Source organism: Pseudomonas sp. GW821-FHT05H12, assembly GCF_059419385.1.
Window position 1 is genome coordinate 130961 of record NZ_JBWKRS010000015.1, and the last position, 20925, is coordinate 151885.

A 20925-nucleotide genomic window follows, 5' to 3' on the forward strand; every position below is an offset into this window, starting at 1 on the left:
TTACTCAATATTCTGTACTTGTTCGCGCATCTGCTCGATCAACACCTTGAGGTTGACCGCAGCGGTGGTGCTGCGCGGATCGAAAGCCTTGGAGCCCAGTGTATTGGCTTCGCGGTTGAGTTCCTGCATCAGGAAGTCCAGGCGCCGACCGGCGGCACCCGCCGACTTGAGCACGCGGCGCACTTCGAGGATGTGGGTGCTCAGTCGGTCGAGTTCTTCGGCCACGTCGCTTTTTTGTGCGAGCAGCACCATCTCTTGCTCCAGACGCGTCGGGTCGAGGTCGGCCTTCATGTCGGTGAAGCGGTCGAGGACCTTCTGGCGCTGGGTGGCGAGCATCTGTGGCACCAACTCGCGCAGGGTGACCACGTCTTCCTCGATGGCGGTCAGGCGATCGCTGATCAGGCGGGCCAGTTCGGCGCCTTCGCGCTCGCGACCGGCTTTCAGCTCCTTCAAACCTTGAGTGAACAGGGCGAGGGCTTCGGCGTTGAGGGCCTGTGGGTCGGTGGCGTCGGCCACCAGCACGCCGGGCCAGGCCAGCACTTCCAAAGGGTTCAGCGCGGCGGGTTGCTTGATCAGGCCGGCGATGGTTTCAGCCGCGGCGACCAGTTGCGCGGCGCGGTCGCGGTCGACCTGCAGCGGTTTGCCGGTGGTTTCCTCGGTAAAGCGCAGGGTGCATTCCAGCTTGCCACGGGAAATGCCCTGGCGCAGTGCTTCGCGCACGGCGCCTTCGAGGTCGCGGAACGATTCCGGCAGGCGCAGGTGCGGCTCCAGGTAGCGGCTGTTGACCGAGCGCAGTTCCCAGCTCAGGGTGCCTTGGGCGCCGGCTTTTTCGACGCGGGCGAAGGCGGTCATGCTGTGCACCATGGAGGTACCTCGCGTTGCAGCCCGCAAACACGGGCTGAATGGTTAAGAAGGCGCAGGATTGTAGCGCAGTGGGGCGGACGCGCCCAAACTCGACCATTGGTAACCGAATTTTTTAGCAGTGCCCCGAAGCGGTTCACGGCTCTATAATGCTCGGCAGTTTTTCGTCCTCAGTACAGGTATCCCCTATGAAACGTCCAAGTGGTCGCGCTGCCGATCAGCTCCGCTCGATCCGCATCACCCGCAACTACACCAAACACGCCGAGGGTTCTGTACTGGTCGAGTTTGGCGATACCAAGGTTATCTGCACCGTCAGCGTCGAGAATGGCGTGCCGCGTTTCCTCAAGGGCCAGGGCCAAGGCTGGTTGACCGCCGAATACGGCATGCTGCCGCGCGCCACCGGCGAGCGTAACCAGCGTGAAGCCAGCCGTGGCAAGCAAGGCGGCCGTACCCTGGAAATCCAGCGCCTGATCGGCCGCTCCCTGCGCGCAGCCCTGGACATGTCCAAGCTGGGCGACGTGACCCTGTACGTCGACTGCGACGTGATCCAGGCCGACGGCGGTACCCGCACTGCGTCCATTACCGGTGCCATGGTAGCGCTGGTCGATGCGCTCAAAGTGATCAAGAAGCGCGGCGGCCTGAAGGGCGGCGACCCGCTCAAGCAAATGATCGCTGCCGTTTCGGTGGGCATGTACCAGGGCGAGCCTGTACTGGACCTGGATTACCTGGAGGACTCGGCGGCCGAGACCGACCTGAACGTGGTCATGACCAGCACCGGTGGTTTCATCGAAGTGCAGGGCACTGCCGAAGGCGCGCCATTCCAGCCGGCCGAGCTGAACGCTATGTTGGCCTTGGCCCAGAAGGGCATGACTGAAATTTTCGAACTGCAGAACGCCGCATTGGCCGACTGAACAGGCTTCAAGGAGAAGCGCCATGAATGACAGCCAGGTGGCCGTGCCGGAACCTTCCAAGGAAGTTCGCCAGTGGGCGATGTTGTGTCATTTCGCGGCGTTTCTGGGGTTGGTCTTCCCCTTCGGTAGCCTGATTGGGCCGCTGATTTTGTGGCAGATCAAGAAAGATATGCACCCGTTCATCAACGATCAGGGCAAGGAAGCCCTCAACTTCCAGATCACCGTGGCAATCGCCTGGATGGTCTGCATGGTGCTCGGGTTCGTGGTGATCGGCTTCCTGCTGATGGGTGTGCTGGTGATCGGAGCGTTGGTGCTGACGATCATTGCCGGTATCAAGGCCAATAAAGGCATTGCCTACCGTTATCCCCTCACCTGGCGCCCGGTTGAATAACCGAGCGCCCACAAAAAAACCGACAGCGATGTCGGTTTTTTTGTACCTGGAAAAAGACCTCAGATGGTCAGAGTCCAGTCGTAGTCCACGATCAGCGGTGCGTGCTGCGAGAAGCGCGGCTGGCGCGGCAGGCGTGCGCTGCGAACGAACCGGCGCAGACCTGGGGTCAGCAACTGGTAGTCGAAACGCCAACCCAGGTTGAGCATCTCGGCCTGTTCGTTATCCGGCCACCAGCTGTACTGGTCGCCCTCACGGCTGACTTCACGCAGGGCATCCACGTAGCCCATGTTGCCGACAATCTCGTCCATCCAGGCACGTTCCGGCGCCAGGAAGCCCGGGGATTGCTGGCTGTCGCGCCAGTTCTTGATATCCAGCTTTTGTTGCGCCACGTACAGCGAGCCACAGTAAATGTACTCGCGACGTTTGCGCCGCTGTTTATCCAGATAACGGGCGAAGTCGTCCATTAGCTTGAACTTCTGGTTCAAGTCTTCATCGCCGTTCTGCCCCGAAGGGAGCAGCAAGGTCGCGATGCTGACCTTGTCGAAATCGGCTTGCAGGTAGCGCCCGTAGCGGTCGGCTGTCTCGAAGCCGAGGCCGCTGATGACCGCCTTGGGTTGCAACCGCGAGTACAAAGCCACGCCACCTTGGGTGGGCACTTCGGCATCGCAGGCATAAAGGAAGTAGCCATCCAGTTGGAAGGCTGGGTCGTCCAGTTCAAAGGCGGAGGCGCGGGTGTCCTGCAGGCAGATGACGTCGGCATTCTGTGCTTGCAGCCAACTGAGCAAACCACGCTCGACTGCAGCCTGAATACCATTGACGTTCACACTGATGATCCGCATAAATGGCCCCAAAAATCGCGTGCGTGTATGATACACGCCGTCTACCTAATTAGCTAAATCCGTGGTATCTGAGGCTTTTTTCATGCAGGCGTATCAACGCGATTTCATTCGTTTTGCCATCGATCGCGGCGTTTTACGCTTCGGCGAGTTCACCCTCAAGTCCGGGCGCACCAGCCCGTACTTCTTCAATGCAGGCTTGTTCAACTCGGGTTCGGCCCTGGCCCAGCTGGGTCGTTTCTATGCGGCCGCCATCGTTGAAAGCGGTATTCCCTTCGACGTGCTGTTCGGCCCGGCCTACAAGGGAATCCCCCTGGCAGCGGCAACTGCCGTGGCGTTGGCCGAGCATCATGGCAAGGACCTGCCTTGGTGCTTCAACCGCAAAGAAGCCAAGGCCCACGGCGAAGGCGGTAGCCTGGTCGGGGCTCCGCTCAAGGGCGAAGTACTTATCATCGACGACGTGATCACCGCTGGCACCGCTATCCGTGAAGTGATGCAGATCATTGCTTCCCAGGAAGGCGCCAAGGCCGCTGGCGTGCTGATCGCGCTGAACCGCCAGGAGCGTGGCAATGGCGAATTGTCGGCGATCCAGGAAGTGGAGCGCGACTTCGGCATTCCGGTGGTGAGCATCGTGTCGTTGAATCAGGTACTGCAGTTCCTGGAAGATGATCCGCAGCTCAAGCAGCATCTGCCTGCTGTTCGCGCCTACCGCGAGCAGTTCGGCGTCTGACACAAATCCCCTGTGGGAGCGGGCTTGCCCGCGATAGCGGCGTATCAGGCGATGAAATTGTTGAATGCGCCGCCGTCATCGCAGGCAAGCCAGCTCCCACATTTGGACCGTGCACAAACAAAAGGCCCCGCTCAATCAAATTGAGCGGGGCCTTTTGTTTTCAGCGTTTAAGGACGCTTGCGGTTACTGATCAGCGTACCCATGCCGGTATCCGTGAAGATCTCCAGCAGTACCGCATTCGGCACGCGGCCATCGATGATCAGCGAGCTGCCGACGCCGCCTTGCACGGCTTCCAGCGCGCAACGGATCTTCGGCAGCATGCCGCCGTAGATAGTGCCGTCGGCGATCAAGTCGTCGACTTGCTGGGTGGTCAGGCCGGTCAGTACCTTGCCTTCCTTGTCCAGCAGGCCAGCGATGTTGGTCAGCAGCATCAGCTTTTCAGCCTTCAGTGCTTCGGCCACCTTGCCGGCCACGAGGTCGGCGTTGATGTTGTAGGACTCGCCGTTGGCGCCCACGCCGATTGGCGCAATTACCGGGATGAAATCACCTTTGACCAGCAGGTTCAGCAGGTCGGTGTTGATGCCGATCACTTCGCCCACTTGGCCGATGTCGATGATTTCCGGCTGGGTCATTTCCGGCGTCTGACGGGTTACCGTCAGTTTTTTTGCACGGATCAGCTCCGCATCCTTGCCGGTCAAGCCGATGGCGCTGCCGCCATGACGGTTGATCAGGTTGACGATGTCCTTGTTGACCTGGCCGCCGAGGACCATCTCCACCACGTCCATGGTCTGCGCATCCGTGACGCGCATGCCATCGATGAAGTGGCTCTCGATCGACAAGCGCTTGAGCAGGTCGCCGATTTGCGGGCCGCCGCCGTGGACCACCACCGGGTTGATCCCCACGGCTTTCATCAACACGATGTCGCGGGCAAAGCCGGTTTTCAGCTCGTCGCTTTCCATGGCATTGCCGCCGTACTTGATCACCAGCGTCTTGCCGACATAGCGTCGAATGTAAGGCAACGCTTCGGAAAGAACTTTGGCGGTATTGGCAGCGGCTTCGCGTTCGAGGGTCATTCAGGGCTCCGGTAAAAAATCAGAACGGTAATTGGAGATCAGGGGCAACACGTTTCAACTGGGCGTGGAACACGTCCTTGATGCGCTGCAACTCAGCCTCGGTATCCGCCTCGAAACGCAGGACCAGCACCGGTGTGGTGTTGGACGCGCGAACCAGGCCCCAGCCTTTGGCGTAATCGACTCGCACACCATCAATGGTGGTCAGGTTGGCGCCTTCGCCCCATTGCGCATCGTGCAGTGCGTCAATGATGCTGAATTTGCTCTCCTCGGTCACATGGATATTGATCTCTGGCGTAGAAATATCATTCGGGAAGGTCTGAAACAGCTCCTGCGCCGTGGATTTTTCCTTGCTGAGGATCTCCAGCAGACGGGCGGCACTGTAAATACCGTCGTCGAACCCGAACCAGCGCTCCTTGAAGAACACGTGGCCGCTCATTTCGCCGGCCAACAGGGCGCCGGTTTCCTTCATTTTCTTTTTGATCAACGAGTGGCCGGTCTTCCACATTAGTGGCCGACCGCCGTATTCCTTGATCAGCGGCGTCAGGCGGCGGGTGCACTTCACGTCGAAGATGATCTCGGCGTTGGCGTTGCGCGCCACCACATCGCGGGCAAACAGCATCAGCAGGCGGTCGGCGAAGACGTTCTCGCCGGTATTGGTCACTACACCCACACGGTCACCGTCACCGTCGAAAGCCAGGCCGACATCGGCCCCGGTTTCCTTGACCTTGGCAATCAGGTCCACCAGATTCTCGGGCTTGCCTGGGTCCGGGTGGTGGTTGGGGAAGTTGCCGTCGACGTCGCAGAACAGCGGGATTACCTCGCAATTCAGGGCTTCGAGCAGCTGCGGGGCGATCACGCCGGCAGCGCCGTTGCCGCAGTCCACCACCACTTTCAGGCGACGGGCGAGTTTGACGTCGCCGGTGATTTCGTCAGAGTAGCGTTGCAGGATGTCGACTTTGGTGATGCTGCCCTTGCCGCTGGTCAGATCGTTGTTTTTCAAACGGTCGTGCAGCGCCTGGATCTGCTCGTTGGCGAGGGTGTCGCCGGCGATGACGATCTTGAAGCCGTTGTAGTCCGACGGGTTGTGGCTGCCGGTGAGCATCACGCCCGATTTGCCGGCCAGTACGTTGGCGGCGTAGTACAGCGCGGGCGTTGGCACCAGGCCGACGTCGCTGACGTGACAGCCGCTGTCGGCGAGGCCCTGGATCAGTTGCTCGACCAGTTCCGGGCCGGACAGGCGGCCGTCACGGCCTACCGAGACGTTGGGCTCGTCCTGGGCCAGGCTCTGGGCGCCGATGGCGCGGCCAATCCAGTAGGCGGTTTCGGCAGTCAGGGTCTTGGGCACTACGCCACGAATGTCATAGGCGCGAAAGATGCTGTCGGGGAAAGTCGGGGCTACTCGGGCGGCGGTACTCATCGCGGGGGGAAACTCCATCTGAAGGGGGCAAAGCTGGCCTGAATGTGGCTGACCGGCGGGCTCAAACTGAAGGGTATGACGACGTTTTCGGCAGAGAGTTCGTGGTGCAAAAATGCCATCGGCGCTGGCACTCCGTGCTTTTTGATGCGTAATACATTGATTTCAATGACGAAATCTCGCTGAGAAGGTTCGCGCATTCTTCATCCTGGAAAGCCATGCGGTGGCATCGGGCCGGGCAAGGGCGCCCGGCCTGATTCAGCTTAGTCAGTGGCTGCCGGAATGCCCAAAACCACCTGCGCCGCGTTGTGTTTCAACAAACTCCTCAACCAGCTCGAAGTGCGCCTGAACCACCGGTACCAGCACCAGCTGGGCGATGCGTTCGCCGACAACGATGTTGAACGCGGTCTGGCCACGGTTCCAGCACGACACCATCAGTTCGCCCTGGTAGTCGGAGTCGATCAGGCCCACGAGGTTGCCCAGCACGATGCCATGTTTATGGCCCAGGCCGGAGCGCGGCAGGATCAAAGCCGCCAGGCCGGGGTCGCCGACATAGATCGACAGGCCGGTCGGAATGAGGATTGTCTGGCCCGGCTCAAGGACAGTGTCCTCCTTGAGCATGGCGCGTAGGTCAAGGCCGGCAGAGCCCGGTGTGGCGTAGGCCGGCAGTGGGAAATCGCTGCCGATGCGTGGGTCGAGGATCTTGGCTTGCAAAGCGTGCATGTGAATTAAACCTGGTTCAGCCGTTGGGCGATAAAAGAGATCAGTTGGCGGGCAATCTTGCCCTTGCTGGTCTGGGCGAAAAGGGTGGCGTGCAGATCGCGGTCGATCACGCTGCAGGCGTTTTCCTCGCTGTTGAAGCCGATGCTCGGGTTGGCGACATCATTGGCGACGATCAGGTCGAGGTTTTTGTCTTTCAGTTTGCGTGCGGCGTAGTCCAGCAGGTGCTCGGTCTCGGCGGCAAAGCCGACGCTGAACGGACGGTCCGGGCGCGTGGCGATGGTGGCCAGGATGTCCGGGTTGCGCACCATTTGCAGGAGCAGGCCGTCGCCGCTCGTAGGGTCTTTCTTGAGCTTTTGCGGGGCGACAACTTCCGGGCGGTAGTCTGCAACCGCTGCCGACGCGATGAACAGGTCGCAGGGAATAGCCGCTTCGCAGGCCGCCAGCATGTCGCGGGCGCTGACCACGTCGATTCGCGTGACCCGATCGGGGGTCGGCAAATGCACCGGGCCCGTGATCAAGGTGACGCGCGCGCCTGCCTCAACCGCCGCTTCTGCCAAGGCAAAGCCCATTTTTCCTGAGCTATGGTTGGTGATGTAGCGCACCGGGTCGATGTTTTCCTGGGTCGGGCCGGCGGTGATCAGTACGTGCTTGCCCGTCAGGGCCAGGTGCTGGAAGCACTCGGCGGCGCACAGCGCCAGGTCGGTGGCCTCGAGCATGCGGCCCATGCCGACGTCGCCGCAGGCCTGGCTGCCGGAGGCCGGGCCGAACACCTTGAGGCCGCGGCTTTGCAGGAGTTGGGTGTTGGCCTGGGTCGCCGGGTCACGCCACATGGCCTGGTTCATGGCCGGGGCGATGGCGACGGTGGCGTCGGTGGCTAGCACCAGGGTGGTCAGCAGGTCATCGGCGATGCCCTGGGCCAGGCGGGCGATCAGGTCGGCGGTGGCCGGTGCGATCAGCACCAGGTCGGCCCATTTGGCCAGTTCGATATGGCCCATGGCGGCTTCAGCTGCCGGGTCCAGCAGGTCGAGGTGAACCGGGTGGCCGGAGAGGGCCTGCATGGTCAATGGGGTGATGAACTCGCTGCCACCACGGGTCATGACCACGCGCACTTCGGCGCCTTGGTCCAGGAGCCTGCGAACCAGCTCTGCGCTCTTGTAGGCGGCGATGCCGCCGCCGACGCCGAGAACGATGCGTTTCCGATACAGACGCTGCATTGGTTTGCCTTTCCAGTTCAGTGATGCCAGTTCAATGACGCCTGCGATGCCCCCTCCCCAGGGGAAATCGCAGGCAAAAAAGAGGGCTTAAGATAACACAGCGTCTGCCTGGCAACAGCGGCGCACGTACACACGGAGGTGGGATGAGTATTCGCGATTGGCCCGTAGCGGAGCGGCCGCGGGAGAAGCTTTTGGAGTGGGGGGCGGCGAGTCTGTCCGACGCCGAATTGTTGGCGATCTTCCTGCGCACCGGGGTTTCTGGCCGCAGTGCGGTCGACCTGGCGCGCCATTTGTTGGCGCAATTTGGTGGTTTGCGGCCGCTGCTGGAGGCGAGCCAGACGCTGTTCAGCCAGCATTTGGGGCTAGGGCCAGCGAAGTTTGCCCAGTTGCAGGCCGTGTTGGAAATGTCCCGCCGTCATATGGCCGAACGACTGCGCAGTGATTCGGTGCTGGAGAGCCCGCTGGCGGTGCGCAGTTACCTCAAGGCGCTGTTGCGGCATGAGCCTCATGAGACGTTTGGTTGCCTGTTTCTGGACTCGAAGCACCGGGTGCTGGGGTTCGAGGCGTTGTTTCAGGGCACCATCGACTCTGCGGTCGTTTACCCCAGGCAAGTGGTCAAGCGTGCCCTGGCCTACAACGCGGCGGCGCTGATCCTGTGTCATAACCATCCTTCCGGGAATGCGGAACCGAGTGCGGCGGATCGAAAAATGACCAAGTTGCTACAAAAGGCCCTGGAGGTGGTGGACGTGCGCGTGCTGGATCACATCATCGTGGGCGATGGTGACCCGCTGTCGATGGCTGAATACGGATGGCTGTAGGAGCCGGCTTGCCGGCGATAGCATCCATGAAATCCATGAGGTTTTCGGGGCGCCATCGCCGGCAAGCCGGCTCCTACAAGGGCGGGGTCGGTGTTTCAGGCAGGGCGGTCAGGGTTTCAGGCTGACGTTGGAGAAGTCCTGTCGACCGAACGGGCTGACCTTGTACCCCTCGACATTCTTGCGGGTCAGCGCGAATGCCGTCGGGTGAGCCAGTGGCAGCCAGAGTGCCTGCTGCTGGATCTGGGCCTGGGCCTGCTGGTACAACTTGCTGCGCACGCCTTGTTCGCTGGTGGTCTTGCCCGCGCTGATCAGCTTGTCCAGGGCCGGGTCGCAATAACGGGCGAAGTTGGTGCCGGACTTCACTGCCGCGCAAGAGAATTGCGGCGTGAGGAAGTTGTCCGGGTCGCCGTTGTCACCGGCCCAGCCCATGAACAACAGGTCGTGCTCGCCGGCCTTGGCGCGGCGGATCAGCTCGCCCCATTCGATCACGCGAATTTCTGCCTGGATGCCGACTTTGGCCAGGTCAGCCTGCAGCAGTTGTGCGCCGAGGTTCGGGTTGGGGTTCAGCAGGCTGCCGGTGGGGCGGGTCCAGATCGTGGTCTTGAAGCCGTCCTTGAGGCCAGCCCGGTTCAGCAGGGCCTTGGCCTTGGCGAGGTCCTGTGGATAACCCGGCAGATCCTTGGCATAGCTCCAGGTGTTGGGCGGGTATGGGCCATTGGCGGCTTCGGCAGTGCCTTCAAACACGGCCTTGAGGTAGCTGTCCTTGTCGAACGCCAGGTTGATGGCCTGACGCACTTCCGGTTTGTCCAGGGGCGGGTGCTGGGTGTTGATGGCGACAAACGCCGTCATGAATGCAGCGGTTTTTTCCACCTTCAATGCTGCGTCTTTGGCGGCTTCACCCACGTCCAGGGGCTTGGGCGACAGGGCGATCTGGCACTCATCACGGTGGAGTTTCTGCAGGCGCACGTTGGCGTCCGGCGTGATGGCGAAGATCAAGTTATCCACAGCCGGTTTGCCGGCAAAGTAGTCCGGGTTGGCCTTGTAGCGCACCACGGCGTCTTTCTGGAACCGCACGAACACGAACGGGCCGGTGCCGATCGGCTGGCTGTTGAGCTTCTCGGGGGTGCCGGCCTTGAGCAGTTTGTCGGCGTATTCGGCTGGGTAGATCGACGCGAAACCCATGCTCAGGGCGGCAAGGAAGGTGGAGTCGGCATGGTCCAGGGTAAAGCGCACGGTCAGTGGGTCGAGGGCGTCGATTTTCTTGACCAGTGTTGGCAGTTGCAGGGATTGCGCGTGCGGGAAGCCGCTTTGGGCGACCTGATGCCATGGGTTGGCCGGGTCTAGCATGCGTTCGAAGCTGAAGCGCACGTCTTCAGCGGTCAGGGTGCGGCTTGGGGTGAAATACTCGGTGCGGTGGAATCTCACATCCGGGTGCAGCTTGAAGGTATAGGTCAGGCCATCGGGCGAGACGTCCCAGCTGTCCGCCAGGCTTGGCACCAGCTTGCCGCTGGCCTCGTCGTAGTCCACCAGGCGGTTCATCAGCACGTCGGCCGAGGCGTTGGTGGTGGTCAGCGAGTTGTATTGCACCACGTCAAACCCTTCGGGGCTGGCCTCGGTACACACACTCAGGTTGGTGGCCGCCTGGGCCAGCGGCGCCATAAAGAGAGGGGCAAGCAATAGCGGTAGGGCAGCGAAGCGCATATTCGGTTTCCTTTGCAGATCGAAGGCCCATCTGCGAGTGCAGTCTGGAAAAAGCCTACCGTAGTGGTCTGATTGGCAAATGACTAGCCCATTTTTGCCTGTGCTTTTCGCCAAAATGCTGTTTTGATGACGCCTCAGCGCGTTTCGCCCTTCACTTTTCGGTGCGGGCGGGCGCTGTAAATCATTCTGTGCGACGAGCGGTCGGCTATTACAGCGGCCCCTCCTGGCAACGGTTTAGGCGTCTGCTGCCAAGATTTACGCCGGTAAAAACACACGGGCTGTTGTTGCACTGGGGTCTTTCTGGTATAAAGCAGCGCTCTTTTCTAGGGGCCCGGTTCCTTCGCTTGTAGGTGTAGCCGGTAAGACCCTAAAGAAACGCGGCGCCTGGCGCCAAATGACTGAGAGATTAAGCGGCCAACCCATGCCGGGTTGGGCATGTGGTTTTAGAGGGCTGAGGCATGTCGAGAGTCTGTCAAGTTACCGGTAAGGGTCCGGTGACTGGGAATAACATTTCCCACGCAAATAACAAAACCCGTCGTCGTTTCCTGCCGAACCTGCAGCATCACCGCTTCTGGGTTGAAGAAGAGAAACGTTTTGTTCGCCTGCGTGTATCTGCTAAAGGCATGCGTATCATCGACAAGCGTGGCATCACTGTCGTGCTGGCCGAAATCCGTGCCGCTGGCAAGATCTAAGGAGCTCTATCATGCGTGAATTGATTCGAATGATCTCTAGCGCCGGTACTGGTCACTTCTACACTACCGACAAGAACAAGCGTACTACCCCGGACAAGCTCGAAAAGAAAATGTTCGACCCGCGCGTTCGCAAGCACGTGATCTACAAAGAAGGCAAAATCAAGTAATTGATTTTCCTCCTTGTGAAAAAAAGCCCGTCTCTCACGAGTCGGGCTTTTTTTTGCCTGCGATTTACTGATCAGGCCTTCTGCTCGAACACCACGTAGATCTTGCGGCACGGTTCCAGCACTTCCCAGGTGCCGCTGAAACCAGCGGGAATCACGAAGCGGTCGCCGGCGCGCAGGGTCTTGGCATTGCCCGCGGCATCTCGCAATACCGAAACGCCCTGCACAATCTCGCAGTACTCATGTTCGGTGTAGTTGACCTTCCATTGCCCGACCTCACCTTCCCACACCCCGGCGCTCATCTGGCCGCACGGGCTGTTGTAGTGGTTGTAGATCGTTTGCTCCGGGTCGCCCTTGAGGATTTTTTCCGCAGCAGGGCGGTAGCGATCGGGGGCGGTGTTGGCTTGGCTGAAGTCGACGATGTCCTGGATGCTCATGTGCGTGTCCCGTCTGGCCTGCGGTTGGAGAGCCCAAAGTCTATGTTTATTAAAATGAACATCGCAAGGGCGTTTGCCGGCGTTATGTCAAATATATTGAAACATCCCCAGCCGCTGGTTTAGGGTGGCAACTGCCTTGAGCCGAACAGCTGGCTGGCCGGGCAAGAATTCTGTGAGGCTGCCGGGGGACATCGCCTGGCCCTTGTATTCAATAAGAGGAGGACACTCGCATGACCACCCTGACCCGTGCCGACTGGGAACAACGCGCCAAGGATCTGAAGATCGAAGGCCGCGCCTACATCAACGGCGAATACACCGCCGCTGCTTCCGGTGACACGTTCGAATGCATCAGCCCGGTCGATGGCCGCCTGCTGGCCACTGTTGCCAGCTGTGACGCCGCCGACGCCCAGCGCGCCGTGGAAAACGCTCGCGCCACCTTCAATTCCGGTGTGTGGTCGCGCCTGGCGCCGGCCAAGCGCAAGTCCGTCATGCTGCGTTTCGCCGCGTTGCTCAACGCCAATGCCGAAGAGCTGGCGCTGCTTGAAACCCTGGACATGGGCAAGCCAATCACCGACTCCCTGGAAATCGACGTACCCGGCGCCGCCAATGCCCTGAGCTGGAGCGGTGAAGCCATCGACAAGATCTACGACGAAGTCGCCGCCACCCCGCACAATCAGTTGGGTCTGGTGACCCGCGAGCCGGTCGGTGTCGTGGGCGCTATCGTGCCGTGGAACTTCCCGTTGATGATGGCCTGCTGGAAGCTCGGCCCGGCGCTGTCCACCGGTAACTCGGTGATCCTCAAACCGTCCGAAAAATCCCCGCTGACCGCCATCCGCATCGCGGCCCTGGCGGTTGAAGCCGGCATTCCAAAAGGCGTGCTGAACGTACTGCCAGGCTACGGCCACACCGTGGGCAACGCGCTGGCGGTGCACATGGACGTCGATACCCTGGTGTTCACCGGCTCTACCAAGATCGCCAAGCAATTGTTGATCCGCTCCGGCGAGTCGAACATGAAGCGCGTCTGGCTGGAAGCCGGTGGCAAGAGTCCGAACATCGTGTTTGCCGATGCCCCGGACCTTAAGGCCGCTGCCGAATCAGCGGCCGGCGCGATCGCCTTCAACCAGGGCGAAGTCTGCACGGCCGGTTCGCGTCTGCTCGTCGAGCGCTCCATCAAGGACAAATTCCTGCCGCTGGTGATCGAGGCCCTCAAGGGCTGGAAGCCGGGCAACCCACTGGACCCGGCGACCAACGTCGGCGCCCTTGTGGATACCCAGCAGATGAACACCGTGCTGTCCTACATCGAGGCCGGCCACGCCGATGGTGCGAAGCTGGTCGCGGGTGGCAAGCGCACCCTGGAAGAAACCGGTGGCACCTACGTCGAACCGACGATCTTCGACGGTGTGACCAACGCCATGAAGATCGCCCAGGAAGAGATCTTTGGCCCAGTCCTGTCGGTGATCACCTTCGACAGCGCCGAGGAAGCGGTGAAGATCGCCAACGACACCGTCTACGGCCTGGCCGCAGCGGTGTGGACTGCCGACATCTCCAAGGCGCACCTGACCGCCAAGGCACTGCGTGCCGGTAGCGTGTGGGTCAACCAGTACGACGGCGGCGACATGACCGCCCCGTTTGGTGGCTTCAAGCAGTCGGGCAATGGCCGCGACAAGTCGCTGCACGCGTTCGACAAGTACACCGAGCTGAAGGCGACCTGGATCAAGCTGTAAGCAACACTGCTGGCAACATGTGGGAGCCGGCTTGTGTGGGAGCTGGCTTGCCTGCGATAGCATCACCTCAGTTCATCTGAACAACCGAGGTGCCTGCATCGCAGGCAAGCCAGCTCCCACATAAGCCCGCTCCCACACTGTTTTGTGTGACCTCAAAAATGATCCACAGGAGCGTGGAAATGCGTTGGGCGACTTATTTCGCCGTCTTGGCCTCAGTCCTCAGCGTCGGCCTGGCCCTGGGTGTGAGCATGCCGCTGGTGTCCCTGCGCCTTGAAAGCTGGGGCTACGGCAGTTTTGCGATTGGGGTGATGGCGGCGATGCCAGCCTTTGGCGTCCTGCTGGGGGCCAAGGTCTCCAGTAGGATGGCGTCGTGGCTGGGCACCGCCAACCTGATGCGCCTGTGCCTGTGGGCCGGCGCGGTGTCCATTGGCTTGCTGGCGATCCTGCCAAGCTACCCGGTGTGGCTGGTGCTGCGGCTGATGATCGGGGTGATCCTCACCATCGTGTTTATCCTCGGCGAAAGCTGGATCAACCAGTTGGTGGTGGAGCAATGGCGCGGCCGGCTGGTGGCGCTGTATGGCTGCAGTTATGCCTTGAGCCAGCTGTCGGGGCCGCTGCTGCTGGGAGTGCTGGGCACCGACCATGACTACGGTTTCTGGGTGGGCGTGGGTTTGCTGATGGTAGCGCCCTTGTTGTTGCTGGGCCGCAGCGGTGCGCCGACCGCCGAATCCTTCAGCGTGACCCTGGGCGACCTGTGGCGCTTCTGCCTGAGCCTGCCGGCAATTGCCTGGGCGGTGGCCTTGTTCGCCGCGTTCGAAGCAATGATTCTGACGCTGCTGCCGGTGTATTGCCTGCAACAGGGCTTCACCGCCGAAATCGCCTTGGCCATGGTCAGCACGGTGGTGGTCGGCGATGCGCTGTTGCAGTTGCCTATCGGCGCGCTGGCCGACTACCTGCCGCGGCGCACGCTGTTTCTGAGTTGTGCGGTGCTGTTGCTGGCCTCGAGCCTGGCGATTCCCGTGGTGTTGCACACGCTGGTGATCTGGCCGGTGTGGGTGTTGTTCGGCGCCAGTGCGGGCGGGTTGTTCACCCTGTCGTTGATCTTGATCGGCGAGCGTTATCGCGATGATGCGCTGGTGCGCGCCAATGCCCACATCGCGCAGTTGTGGGGGATCGGTTGCCTGATCGGGCCGTTGGTGGCCGGCGCGGGCAGCCAGTGGATCAGCGGGCATGCGTTGCCGCTGTTGATGGCTGCCGGGGCGTTGGGCCTGGTGGTGCTGCTGTTGCGCCAAGGCGCATTCGGCGCCGCACAACCTGCCTGAAATACAACCCCTGTAGGAGCCGGCTTGCCGGCGATTGAGGTATGTCAGTCAACAAATTATTCGGCTGACACTCCGCTATCGCCAGCAAGCCGGCTCCTACAGCATGCGTTCCAGGCCAACGCTGGTGGCGAACCACGCATTGAACCGCCGCCACCAACTGCCCGGCTCTCGGGTCAGGGTGTGCAACTGGCCGTTGTCTTCAGTCACCCACACCACCTGGCCATCCTGCAATTTCGCTTCGTAGCTCAAGGCAGGCGCCATGCCCTGCAGCGCCAAGTTGCGAACGTGCTCCGCCAGCTCGGGACTGTCCACCAGCACGCCGACTTCGGTGTTCCACAACACCGAGCGCGGGTCGAAATTGAACGAGCCGATAAACGACTTCTCGCGATCAAAGATCATCGCCTTGCTGTGCAGGCTGGAGTCCGAACCACGGAACGTGCCGCGACGAAACAGGTGCGGGCCGCTGCCGCCCCCGGCATCGCCCGGTTGGCGACGCAACTCATAGAGTTTCACACCGTGCTCGAGCAACGCCTTGCGGTAGGGCGCGTAGCCGCCGTGCACTGCAGGTACGTCGGTCGCTTCCAGGGAGTTGGTCAGCAGGCTCACGGAGACGCCCGCATCCGCGCGGCCGGTGAGGTAGAGCAGGCCGGGTTGCCCCGGCACAAAGTACGCCGAGATCATCATCAGCTCGTGATTGACCCCTTCCAGCTCCGGCGCCAATTGAGTGGTCAGCAGCAGTCGCGGGTCCGGCTCGGCCGTGGCGAGTACCTTGCTCGGCGCATCCCACAACGCCTGGTTCCAGGCCCAGATCAGTTCGCGCCGCCAGGTATCCATGCGCGGTTGGGTCTGGTAGGTGCGCAAGCGGTTGTACAGCGCATGGTTCTGCTGGCGCGATTCGGCCAGCGAGGCCTCCAGGCGCACGCGGGCTGCGGCCAGGTCGCCTTTGGACGGGGCGCTGGAAACAAACTCATCGATAGGTTTGCTCAGGGCACTGTTCCAGTACTGGTCAAAGCTGTGGCCGAGTTGCTCGGCCACCGGGCCCACGCTGAGCATGTCGATGTCGGTGAAGTTCAGGTTGGGCTCGGCGTCGAAATATTCATCCCCCAGGTTGCGCCCGCCCACGATGGCCACGCTGTTGTCGGCCAGCCATAGCTTGTTGTGCATGCGCCGGTGTTGCAGCGACAAGTTGAACAGGCGGCCCATGGCCCGGGTTACGCCCGTGCTGCGCCCCAGGTGCAGCGGGTTGAACAGGCGAATCTCGATCTTGGGGTGGGCGGCGAGGGTGGCGATGATCTGGTCAAGGCCATCGCTGGTAGTGTCGTCCAGCAGGATGCGGATGCGCACGCCCCGGTCGGCGGCCTTGAGCAGCTCGTCCACCAGCATGCGGGTGCTGATACCGTCGTGCACGATGTAGTACTGCAGGTCGAGGCTGACCTGGGCGTTGCGGATCAGTTCGGCGCGGGCCATGAAGGCTTCGCTGCTGTTGGGCAGCAGGCGAAAGCCCGAGCGTCCTTGATAGGGCGCCGCCTGGGCCTGGATCGAGCGGCCGAATGAGGATTGCGCTGCGGGCAGTGCGTCGCTGGGGACGCGCGGTACATCCACCGTCGCACAGCCACCCAGCGCCAGGGCGCCCAGCATTAAAAACGGTAAAAGCCGTCGAATCATCAAGGGCGCTGCTTCCAGTTCAGGGCGGTTGTGGGCATATGACGGCCATTTCCCGCGAAAGGTCAGTCGGCCGCCTCAGCCAGCAACTTGATTGCCGCGGCACCGACCTTGCGCACCGCGTCTTCAATCTGCGGGGTTGGCTTGGCAGCGTAGTTCATGCGCAGGCAGTTCCGGTATTTGCCGGAGGCAGAAAAGATACTGCCCACCGCCACCTGTACGCCCTGTTCCACCAGGCCACGGTTGAGTTTGAGCGTGTCGAAACCTTCGGGCAGCTCTACCCAGAGCATAAAGCTGCCCTGGGGGCGACTGGCCCGGGTGCCGGCTGGGAAGTAGCGGCTGACCCAGTCGATCATCAAGTCGCGATTGCGCTGATATTGGGTGCGCATCCGCCGCAAATGTGGCTCGAAGTGCCCGCCTTTGAGAAATTCGGCGATGGCGATCTGCGGTTGGGTCGCGGTAGAGCCGGTGCTGATGTATTTCATGTGCAGCACCCGTTCCAGGTAGCGCCCGGGCGCCACCCAGCCAATGCGCAGCCCGGGCGCCAGGGTTTTCGAGAACGAACTGCACAGCAGCACGCGGCCGTCTTCGTCGAACGACTTGATGGTGCGCGGGCGAGGGTAGCTGTAGGCCAGCTCGCCATACACATCGTCTTCGATGATCGCCACGTCAAAGCGCTGTGCCAGGGTCAGCAATGCTTTTTTGCGGGCCTCCGGCATGATGTAGCCCAACGGGTTGTTGCAGTTGGGCGTGAGTTGGATGACCTTGATCGGCCACTGTTCCAGGGCCAGTTCAAGGGCTTCGAGGCTGATCCCGGTGATGGGATCGGTGGGGATTTCCAGGGCTTTCATGCCCAGGCCCTTGAGGGTCTGCATGGCGCCGTGAAAGCTCGGCGAATCCACGGCAACGATATCGCCGGGCTCACAGATGGCGTGGATGCTGGCGGACAGTGCTTCGTGGCAACCGGTGGTGATCACGATGTCCTCGGCGGTCAGCTGGCAGCCCGAATCCAGTGACAGCCGCGCAATCTGCTCACGCAGTTCCATACAGCCGAGGATGTTGTCGTAATACAGGCCCGGCAGATCCTGGCGTCGGCTGACCCGTGCGAGGCTGCGCAGCAGGGGTTTCATGGTGGGCGACAATACGTCTGGCATACCCCGGCCCATCTGTATGACGTCTTTGCGCGGCACGGCGCGAATCAGATCGAGCACTTGGTCCCACTGCGAAATCTCCACCGGACGCTGTGCCGGACGCCCCACTTCAGGTAACGCCGGCAGCTCGCGGCCGACCGGCACAAAGTAGCCGGATTTGGGCTTGGGCATCGCCAGGCCGTTGTCTTCCAGCAGGCGGTAGGCTTGCTGCACGGTGCTCAGGCTGACCCCGTGTTCCACGCTTAAGGCCCTGACCGAGGGCAAGCGGTCGCCCGGGCGGTAGAAGCCCTGTTCGATGCGGGTGCCCAGCAGTTCGGCGAGGTTGACGTAGAGGGTCATGGCGGTCGCTCCCAAGGGACCAGTACAGATAAGACGAAAATACAGGATTCAGCCGTTGATAGGCAGAGTCTGTATGCATTTAATAAAGGTTGGTTGAATCTGTATCGGTTTTGGCCGTCCGCCCATTCTGGTCACTCATGGCAACAAGCAAATGAGGGGCAGCAAAATGAGCGGCATGAGCGATGTGCGGTTGGCGTTATACAGCCAGGAACTGGAGGCCGGAGAGGAGCGGGCGAGGGCGCCGCGCAATATCAGTCGCTGGGACCTGTTCTGGCACCGTCGCCACACCCGCAAGGCGTTGCTGCACCTGACTCGTGAACAGTTGCGCGATGTCGGGCTGACCTTGGAACAGGCGCGCCAGGAAGGCCTGAAACCCTTCTGGCGCGATTGATCAGACCAGTTCCTTGAGGCGGTGCCAGAGCATGCCCAGGGCCAACAGCGGCGAGCGCAGGTGCTTGCCGCCCGGGAAGGTGATGTGTGGCACCTGGGCGAACAGATCGAAACGGCCCTGCTGCTGGCCGCTGATGGCTTCGGCCAGCAGCTTGCCCGCGAGGTGCGTGGCATTGAGACCGTGGCCCGCGTACGCCTGGGCGTAATACACATTGGGCTGGTCGGCTAACCGGCCAATCTGCGGCAAACGGTTGGCACCGATGCCGATCATGCCGCCCCATTGGTAGTCGATTTTCACGTTGGCCAGTTGCGGGAACACCTTGAGCATTTTCGGACGCATGTAGGCGCCGATGTCCTGGGGATCGCGGCCGGAATAGTGACAGGCACCACCGAACAGCAGGCGTCGGTCAGCGGACAGTCTGAAGTAGTCCACCGTCACCCGCTGGTCGCACACTGCCATGTTTTGTGGCAGCAGGTTGTGGGCCTGCGCTTCGCTCAGCGGCTCGGTGGCGATGATGTAGCTGCCGGCTGGCAGCACCTTGCCGCCCAACTGTGGGTTCAGGTCATTCAGGTAGGCGTTGCAGGCCAGTACCAGGGTCTTGGCGCGTACGTTGCCCGAGGCGGTGTGCACGTTGACCTCGGGGCCGTAGTCGATGCGGGTCACTTCGGATTGTTCGTACAGCTCCACGCCCAATTGCTGCGCGGCAGCTGCTTCGCCGAGGGCCAGGTTCAGCGGGTGCAGGTGGCCGGAACCCATGTCGATCATGCCACCCACATAGCGCTCGGAGCCGATCACGCTGCTCATCTCGTCGGCTTGCAGCAGGCGCACTTCGTGACGATAGCCGAGGCTTCGCAGTTCTTCGGCGTCTTCGGCCAGGCCATGCAGGTCGCGGGGTTTGTTGGCGAGGTCGCAATAGCCCCAGGTCAGGTCACAAGGGATCTGGTAACGCTCGATGCGCTCGCGCACGATCTCCACCGCTTCGAGGCCCATCAGTTTCATCTGGCGCACGCCGTCGGTGCCGATCACGTGGGTGAACTGGTCCAGGCCATGGCCGACGCCCCGGATCAACTGGCCGCCGTTGCGCCCGCTGGCGCCCCAGCCGATCTTGCGCGCTTCCAGCAGCACTACGCGCAAACCTCGCTCAGCCAGTTCCAGAGCGGTGTTGAGCCCTGAAAAACCGCCGCCGATGACGCACACATCTGCCGTCACCTCACCGGCCAGCGCCGGGTAATCGGGTTGCGGCACGCTGCTGGCGGCGTAGTAGGAAGCGGTGTGCCGGGCGCTGGCGGTCATGGGGAGCATCCCTGTTTGGAAAATTTGACGCAGGATACAGCGGTCGGGCGAAGCTGTCTCACCGCAGGCTTTTGCGGCAGAATCCACGCCTATTCGCCGTTCGGTACGTGTTTCGATGAGTTGCAACAGTCAGAAAATCAGCGCGCTGCGCCGTCAGATCCCATCGTTCGAGTGCGTCCCGGGTTGCCACGACTGCTGTGGGCCGGTGACCACCTCGCCCGAGGAAATGTCGCGTCTGCCCCGCAAGACCGCTGCCGAGCAGGATGCGGCCATGGACGAGCTGAACTGTGTACACCTGGGGCCAAATGGTTGCACCGTGTATGACGAGCGCCCGCTGATCTGCAGGTTGTTCGGCACCACCAAGACGTTGCCGTGCCCGAACGGGCGGCGGCCGGTGGAGCTGATTCACCCACGGGTGGAGAAGCAGATCCATGAGTACATGGCCAGCACTCGGCAAGTGCTGGTTTAACTCGGTTAATGTGGGAGCTGGTGCCTGCGATGACGGTGGGTCAGTCGCCACCGCTATCGCAGGCAAGCCAGCTCCCACATTTGACCGAGTTGTGTCATTTGGTTAATCAGGAATTGGCAGGTTCAGGCTTTCTTTCACTTCTTCCATCACGATATAGCTCTTGGACTCCCGCACATGGGGCAGTTTGAGCAGGATGTCGCCCAGTAATTTGCGGTACGACGCCATCTCGGAAATCCGCGCTTTCACCAAGTAGTCGAAGTCGCCTGACACCAGGTGGCATTCCAGCACGTGGGGCAGTTTCAGCACGGCGCGGCGAAACTCTTCAAAGGTGTCGCCAGACTTGTAATCGAGGCTGATCTCGACAAATACCAGCAAACTACCCTTCAAATGCTGCGGGTTCAGCCGTGCGTTGTAGCCCATGATGATCCCCTCGCGCTCCAGCCGACGGACCCGTTCGGTGCACGGCGTGGTGGACAGCCCGACCTTTTCTCCCAGCTCCGTGAACGAAATTCGCCCATCGGTTTGCAGGATGCGCAGGATGTTGCGGTCGATCTTGTCCAGCTCCCGCTTGGTCTGGGTGTTGGTACGCATAGGGGATACGCCTCTGTG

General features: G+C 61.5%; 22 protein-coding genes and 1 pseudogene. 10 read left to right on the plus strand and 13 right to left on the minus strand.

What is annotated here, in order from left to right; all coding sequences use genetic code 11:
- Complete coding sequence (locus AC07SU_RS15545; protein ID WP_176994458.1) at window positions 1–864, minus strand: YicC/YloC family endoribonuclease; 864 nt, start codon at window positions 862–864, stop codon at window positions 1–3.
- 185 nt (window positions 865–1049) lie between these two features.
- Here AC07SU_RS15545 and rph point away from each other — a divergent pair, with 185 nt between their 5' ends.
- Window positions 1050–1772: a ribonuclease PH gene (gene rph, locus AC07SU_RS15550; RefSeq protein WP_016975928.1), complete on the plus strand. Its 723-nt coding sequence runs from the start codon at window positions 1050–1052 to the stop codon at window positions 1770–1772.
- A gap of 22 nt (window positions 1773–1794) precedes the next feature.
- Window positions 1795–2163 (plus strand): DUF4870 domain-containing protein, encoded by a 369-nt coding sequence (locus AC07SU_RS15555; protein ID WP_176994457.1) that lies wholly within the window; start codon window positions 1795–1797, stop codon window positions 2161–2163.
- 59 nt (window positions 2164–2222) lie between these two features.
- Here the strand turns inward: AC07SU_RS15555 and crc are convergent, their stop codons facing one another.
- Complete coding sequence (crc, locus tag AC07SU_RS15560; RefSeq protein WP_003195493.1) at window positions 2223–3002, minus strand: catabolite repression control protein Crc; 780 nt, start codon at window positions 3000–3002, stop codon at window positions 2223–2225.
- Between the two features lie 82 nt (window positions 3003–3084).
- Between crc and pyrE the strand changes: the two genes are divergently transcribed.
- Window positions 3085–3729: an orotate phosphoribosyltransferase gene (gene pyrE, locus AC07SU_RS15565; RefSeq protein ID WP_494997533.1), complete on the plus strand. Its 645-nt coding sequence runs from the start codon at window positions 3085–3087 to the stop codon at window positions 3727–3729.
- Between the two features lie 167 nt (window positions 3730–3896).
- Here the strand turns inward: pyrE and argB are convergent, their stop codons facing one another.
- The 5 genes and pseudogenes from argB to coaBC all read right to left on the minus strand — a co-directional run bounded on the left by argB (window position 3897) and on the right by coaBC (window position 8153).
- Window positions 3897–4802, minus strand: a complete 906-nt coding sequence (argB, locus tag AC07SU_RS15570) for an acetylglutamate kinase (RefSeq protein ID WP_065902486.1) — start codon at window positions 4800–4802, stop codon at window positions 3897–3899.
- A gap of 19 nt (window positions 4803–4821) precedes the next feature.
- Window positions 4822–6243: pseudogene (locus AC07SU_RS15575) on the minus strand (phosphomannomutase/phosphoglucomutase); the annotation flags it as partial.
- The gene (locus tag AC07SU_RS15580; RefSeq protein ID WP_494997534.1) at window positions 6216–6416 is read right to left on the minus strand and encodes a hypothetical protein; all 201 of its coding nucleotides are present in this window, start codon (window positions 6414–6416) and stop codon (window positions 6216–6218) included. The pseudogene AC07SU_RS15575 and the gene AC07SU_RS15580, both read right to left, overlap by 28 nt.
- Window positions 6417–6483: 67 nt before the next feature.
- Window positions 6484–6939 carry a dUTP diphosphatase gene (dut, locus tag AC07SU_RS15585; protein ID WP_176994454.1) on the minus strand — a complete coding sequence of 152 codons (456 nt, stop codon included), beginning with the start codon at window positions 6937–6939 and terminating at the stop codon, window positions 6484–6486.
- Between the two features lie 5 nt (window positions 6940–6944).
- Window positions 6945–8153: a bifunctional phosphopantothenoylcysteine decarboxylase/phosphopantothenate--cysteine ligase CoaBC gene (coaBC, locus tag AC07SU_RS15590; RefSeq protein ID WP_016970585.1), complete on the minus strand. Its 1209-nt coding sequence runs from the start codon at window positions 8151–8153 to the stop codon at window positions 6945–6947.
- A 143-nt stretch (window positions 8154–8296) separates the two neighbouring features.
- On the opposite strand from coaBC, the gene radC reads away from it, so the two are divergent.
- The gene (radC, locus tag AC07SU_RS15595; RefSeq protein ID WP_176994453.1) at window positions 8297–8971 is read left to right on the plus strand and encodes a RadC family protein; all 675 of its coding nucleotides are present in this window, start codon (window positions 8297–8299) and stop codon (window positions 8969–8971) included.
- 108 nt (window positions 8972–9079) lie between these two features.
- Here radC and AC07SU_RS15600 read toward each other — a convergent pair whose 3' ends face one another.
- Window positions 9080–10672: an ABC transporter substrate-binding protein gene (locus tag AC07SU_RS15600; protein WP_494997535.1), complete on the minus strand. Its 1593-nt coding sequence runs from the start codon at window positions 10670–10672 to the stop codon at window positions 9080–9082.
- Window positions 10673–11130: 458 nt separating this feature from the next.
- Between AC07SU_RS15600 and rpmB the strand changes: the two genes are divergently transcribed.
- Together rpmB and rpmG are read left to right on the plus strand one after the other, a co-directional pair.
- A complete protein-coding gene (rpmB, locus tag AC07SU_RS15605; protein ID WP_003176907.1) occupies window positions 11131–11364 on the plus strand; it encodes a 50S ribosomal protein L28 in 234 nt (77 codons plus the stop codon).
- Window positions 11365–11375: 11 nt separating this feature from the next.
- The gene (gene rpmG, locus AC07SU_RS15610) at window positions 11376–11531 is read left to right on the plus strand and encodes a 50S ribosomal protein L33 (protein WP_003176906.1); all 156 of its coding nucleotides are present in this window, start codon (window positions 11376–11378) and stop codon (window positions 11529–11531) included.
- A 71-nt stretch (window positions 11532–11602) separates the two neighbouring features.
- On the opposite strand, the gene AC07SU_RS15615 is transcribed toward rpmG, so the two are convergent.
- Entirely contained in the window at window positions 11603–11965 is a 363-nt protein-coding gene (locus AC07SU_RS15615; RefSeq protein WP_176994451.1) for a cupin domain-containing protein, read from the minus strand.
- A 230-nt stretch (window positions 11966–12195) separates the two neighbouring features.
- On the opposite strand from AC07SU_RS15615, the gene AC07SU_RS15620 reads away from it, so the two are divergent.
- Both AC07SU_RS15620 and AC07SU_RS15625 read left to right on the plus strand, forming a co-directional pair.
- The gene (locus tag AC07SU_RS15620; protein ID WP_176994450.1) at window positions 12196–13689 is read left to right on the plus strand and encodes an aldehyde dehydrogenase; all 1494 of its coding nucleotides are present in this window, start codon (window positions 12196–12198) and stop codon (window positions 13687–13689) included.
- Between the two features lie 179 nt (window positions 13690–13868).
- Entirely contained in the window at window positions 13869–15011 is a 1143-nt protein-coding gene (locus AC07SU_RS15625) for an MFS transporter (RefSeq protein ID WP_494997536.1), read from the plus strand.
- Between the two features lie 96 nt (window positions 15012–15107).
- Here AC07SU_RS15625 and AC07SU_RS15630 read toward each other — a convergent pair whose 3' ends face one another.
- The gene (locus AC07SU_RS15630; protein ID WP_176994448.1) at window positions 15108–16676 is read right to left on the minus strand and encodes a phospholipase D family protein; all 1569 of its coding nucleotides are present in this window, start codon (window positions 16674–16676) and stop codon (window positions 15108–15110) included.
- 62 nt (window positions 16677–16738) lie between these two features.
- Complete coding sequence (locus AC07SU_RS15635; RefSeq protein ID WP_494997537.1) at window positions 16739–18163, minus strand: aminotransferase-like domain-containing protein; 1425 nt, start codon at window positions 18161–18163, stop codon at window positions 16739–16741.
- A 166-nt stretch (window positions 18164–18329) separates the two neighbouring features.
- On the opposite strand from AC07SU_RS15635, the gene AC07SU_RS15640 reads away from it, so the two are divergent.
- Window positions 18330–18554 carry a DUF1127 domain-containing protein gene (locus AC07SU_RS15640; protein WP_176994446.1) on the plus strand — a complete coding sequence of 75 codons (225 nt, stop codon included), beginning with the start codon at window positions 18330–18332 and terminating at the stop codon, window positions 18552–18554.
- Here AC07SU_RS15640 and AC07SU_RS15645 read toward each other — a convergent pair whose 3' ends face one another.
- Window positions 18555–19847 carry an NAD(P)/FAD-dependent oxidoreductase gene (locus tag AC07SU_RS15645; RefSeq protein WP_176994445.1) on the minus strand — a complete coding sequence of 431 codons (1293 nt, stop codon included), beginning with the start codon at window positions 19845–19847 and terminating at the stop codon, window positions 18555–18557.
- Window positions 19848–19962: 115 nt separating this feature from the next.
- Here AC07SU_RS15645 and AC07SU_RS15650 point away from each other — a divergent pair, with 115 nt between their 5' ends.
- Window positions 19963–20316: a YkgJ family cysteine cluster protein gene (locus AC07SU_RS15650; RefSeq protein ID WP_016975913.1), complete on the plus strand. Its 354-nt coding sequence runs from the start codon at window positions 19963–19965 to the stop codon at window positions 20314–20316.
- Window positions 20317–20418: 102 nt separating this feature from the next.
- On the opposite strand, the gene AC07SU_RS15655 is transcribed toward AC07SU_RS15650, so the two are convergent.
- Window positions 20419–20907, minus strand: coding sequence for an Lrp/AsnC ligand binding domain-containing protein (locus AC07SU_RS15655; RefSeq protein WP_003176896.1), 489 nt, complete (start codon window positions 20905–20907; stop codon window positions 20419–20421).
- Window positions 20908–20925 lie beyond the last annotated feature (18 nt).

Coding starts and splice junctions, on each gene's coding strand:
- rpmB (WP_003176907.1), top strand. CDS start 11,131: ATGTCGAGAGTCTGTCAAGTTACCGGTAAGGGTCCGGTGACTGGGAAT.
- AC07SU_RS15625 (WP_494997536.1), top strand. CDS start 13,869: ATGCGTTGGGCGACTTATTTCGCCGTCTTGGCCTCAGTCCTCAGCGTC.
- AC07SU_RS15620 (WP_176994450.1), top strand. CDS start 12,196: ATGACCACCCTGACCCGTGCCGACTGGGAACAACGCGCCAAGGATCTG.
- rph (WP_016975928.1), top strand. CDS start 1,050: ATGAAACGTCCAAGTGGTCGCGCTGCCGATCAGCTCCGCTCGATCCGC.
- pyrE (WP_494997533.1), top strand. CDS start 3,085: ATGCAGGCGTATCAACGCGATTTCATTCGTTTTGCCATCGATCGCGGC.
- crc (WP_003195493.1), bottom strand. CDS start 3,002: ATGCGGATCATCAGTGTGAACGTCAATGGTATTCAGGCTGCAGTCGAG.
- AC07SU_RS15655 (WP_003176896.1), bottom strand. CDS start 20,907: ATGCGTACCAACACCCAGACCAAGCGGGAGCTGGACAAGATCGACCGC.
- AC07SU_RS15545 (WP_176994458.1), bottom strand. CDS start 864: ATGGTGCACAGCATGACCGCCTTCGCCCGCGTCGAAAAAGCCGGCGCC.
- radC (WP_176994453.1), top strand. CDS start 8,297: ATGAGTATTCGCGATTGGCCCGTAGCGGAGCGGCCGCGGGAGAAGCTT.
- AC07SU_RS15645 (WP_176994445.1), bottom strand. CDS start 19,847: ATGACCGCCAGCGCCCGGCACACCGCTTCCTACTACGCCGCCAGCAGC.
- AC07SU_RS15580 (WP_494997534.1), bottom strand. CDS start 6,416: ATGCGCGAACCTTCTCAGCGAGATTTCGTCATTGAAATCAATGTATTA.
- coaBC (WP_016970585.1), bottom strand. CDS start 8,153: ATGCAGCGTCTGTATCGGAAACGCATCGTTCTCGGCGTCGGCGGCGGC.
- AC07SU_RS15640 (WP_176994446.1), top strand. CDS start 18,330: ATGAGCGGCATGAGCGATGTGCGGTTGGCGTTATACAGCCAGGAACTG.
- rpmG (WP_003176906.1), top strand. CDS start 11,376: ATGCGTGAATTGATTCGAATGATCTCTAGCGCCGGTACTGGTCACTTC.
- AC07SU_RS15615 (WP_176994451.1), bottom strand. CDS start 11,965: ATGAGCATCCAGGACATCGTCGACTTCAGCCAAGCCAACACCGCCCCC.
- dut (WP_176994454.1), bottom strand. CDS start 6,939: ATGCACGCTTTGCAAGCCAAGATCCTCGACCCACGCATCGGCAGCGAT.
- AC07SU_RS15635 (WP_494997537.1), bottom strand. CDS start 18,163: ATGACCCTCTACGTCAACCTCGCCGAACTGCTGGGCACCCGCATCGAA.
- argB (WP_065902486.1), bottom strand. CDS start 4,802: ATGACCCTCGAACGCGAAGCCGCTGCCAATACCGCCAAAGTTCTTTCC.
- AC07SU_RS15555 (WP_176994457.1), top strand. CDS start 1,795: ATGAATGACAGCCAGGTGGCCGTGCCGGAACCTTCCAAGGAAGTTCGC.
- AC07SU_RS15650 (WP_016975913.1), top strand. CDS start 19,963: ATGAGTTGCAACAGTCAGAAAATCAGCGCGCTGCGCCGTCAGATCCCA.
- AC07SU_RS15630 (WP_176994448.1), bottom strand. CDS start 16,676: ATGATTCGACGGCTTTTACCGTTTTTAATGCTGGGCGCCCTGGCGCTG.
- AC07SU_RS15600 (WP_494997535.1), bottom strand. CDS start 10,672: ATGCGCTTCGCTGCCCTACCGCTATTGCTTGCCCCTCTCTTTATGGCG.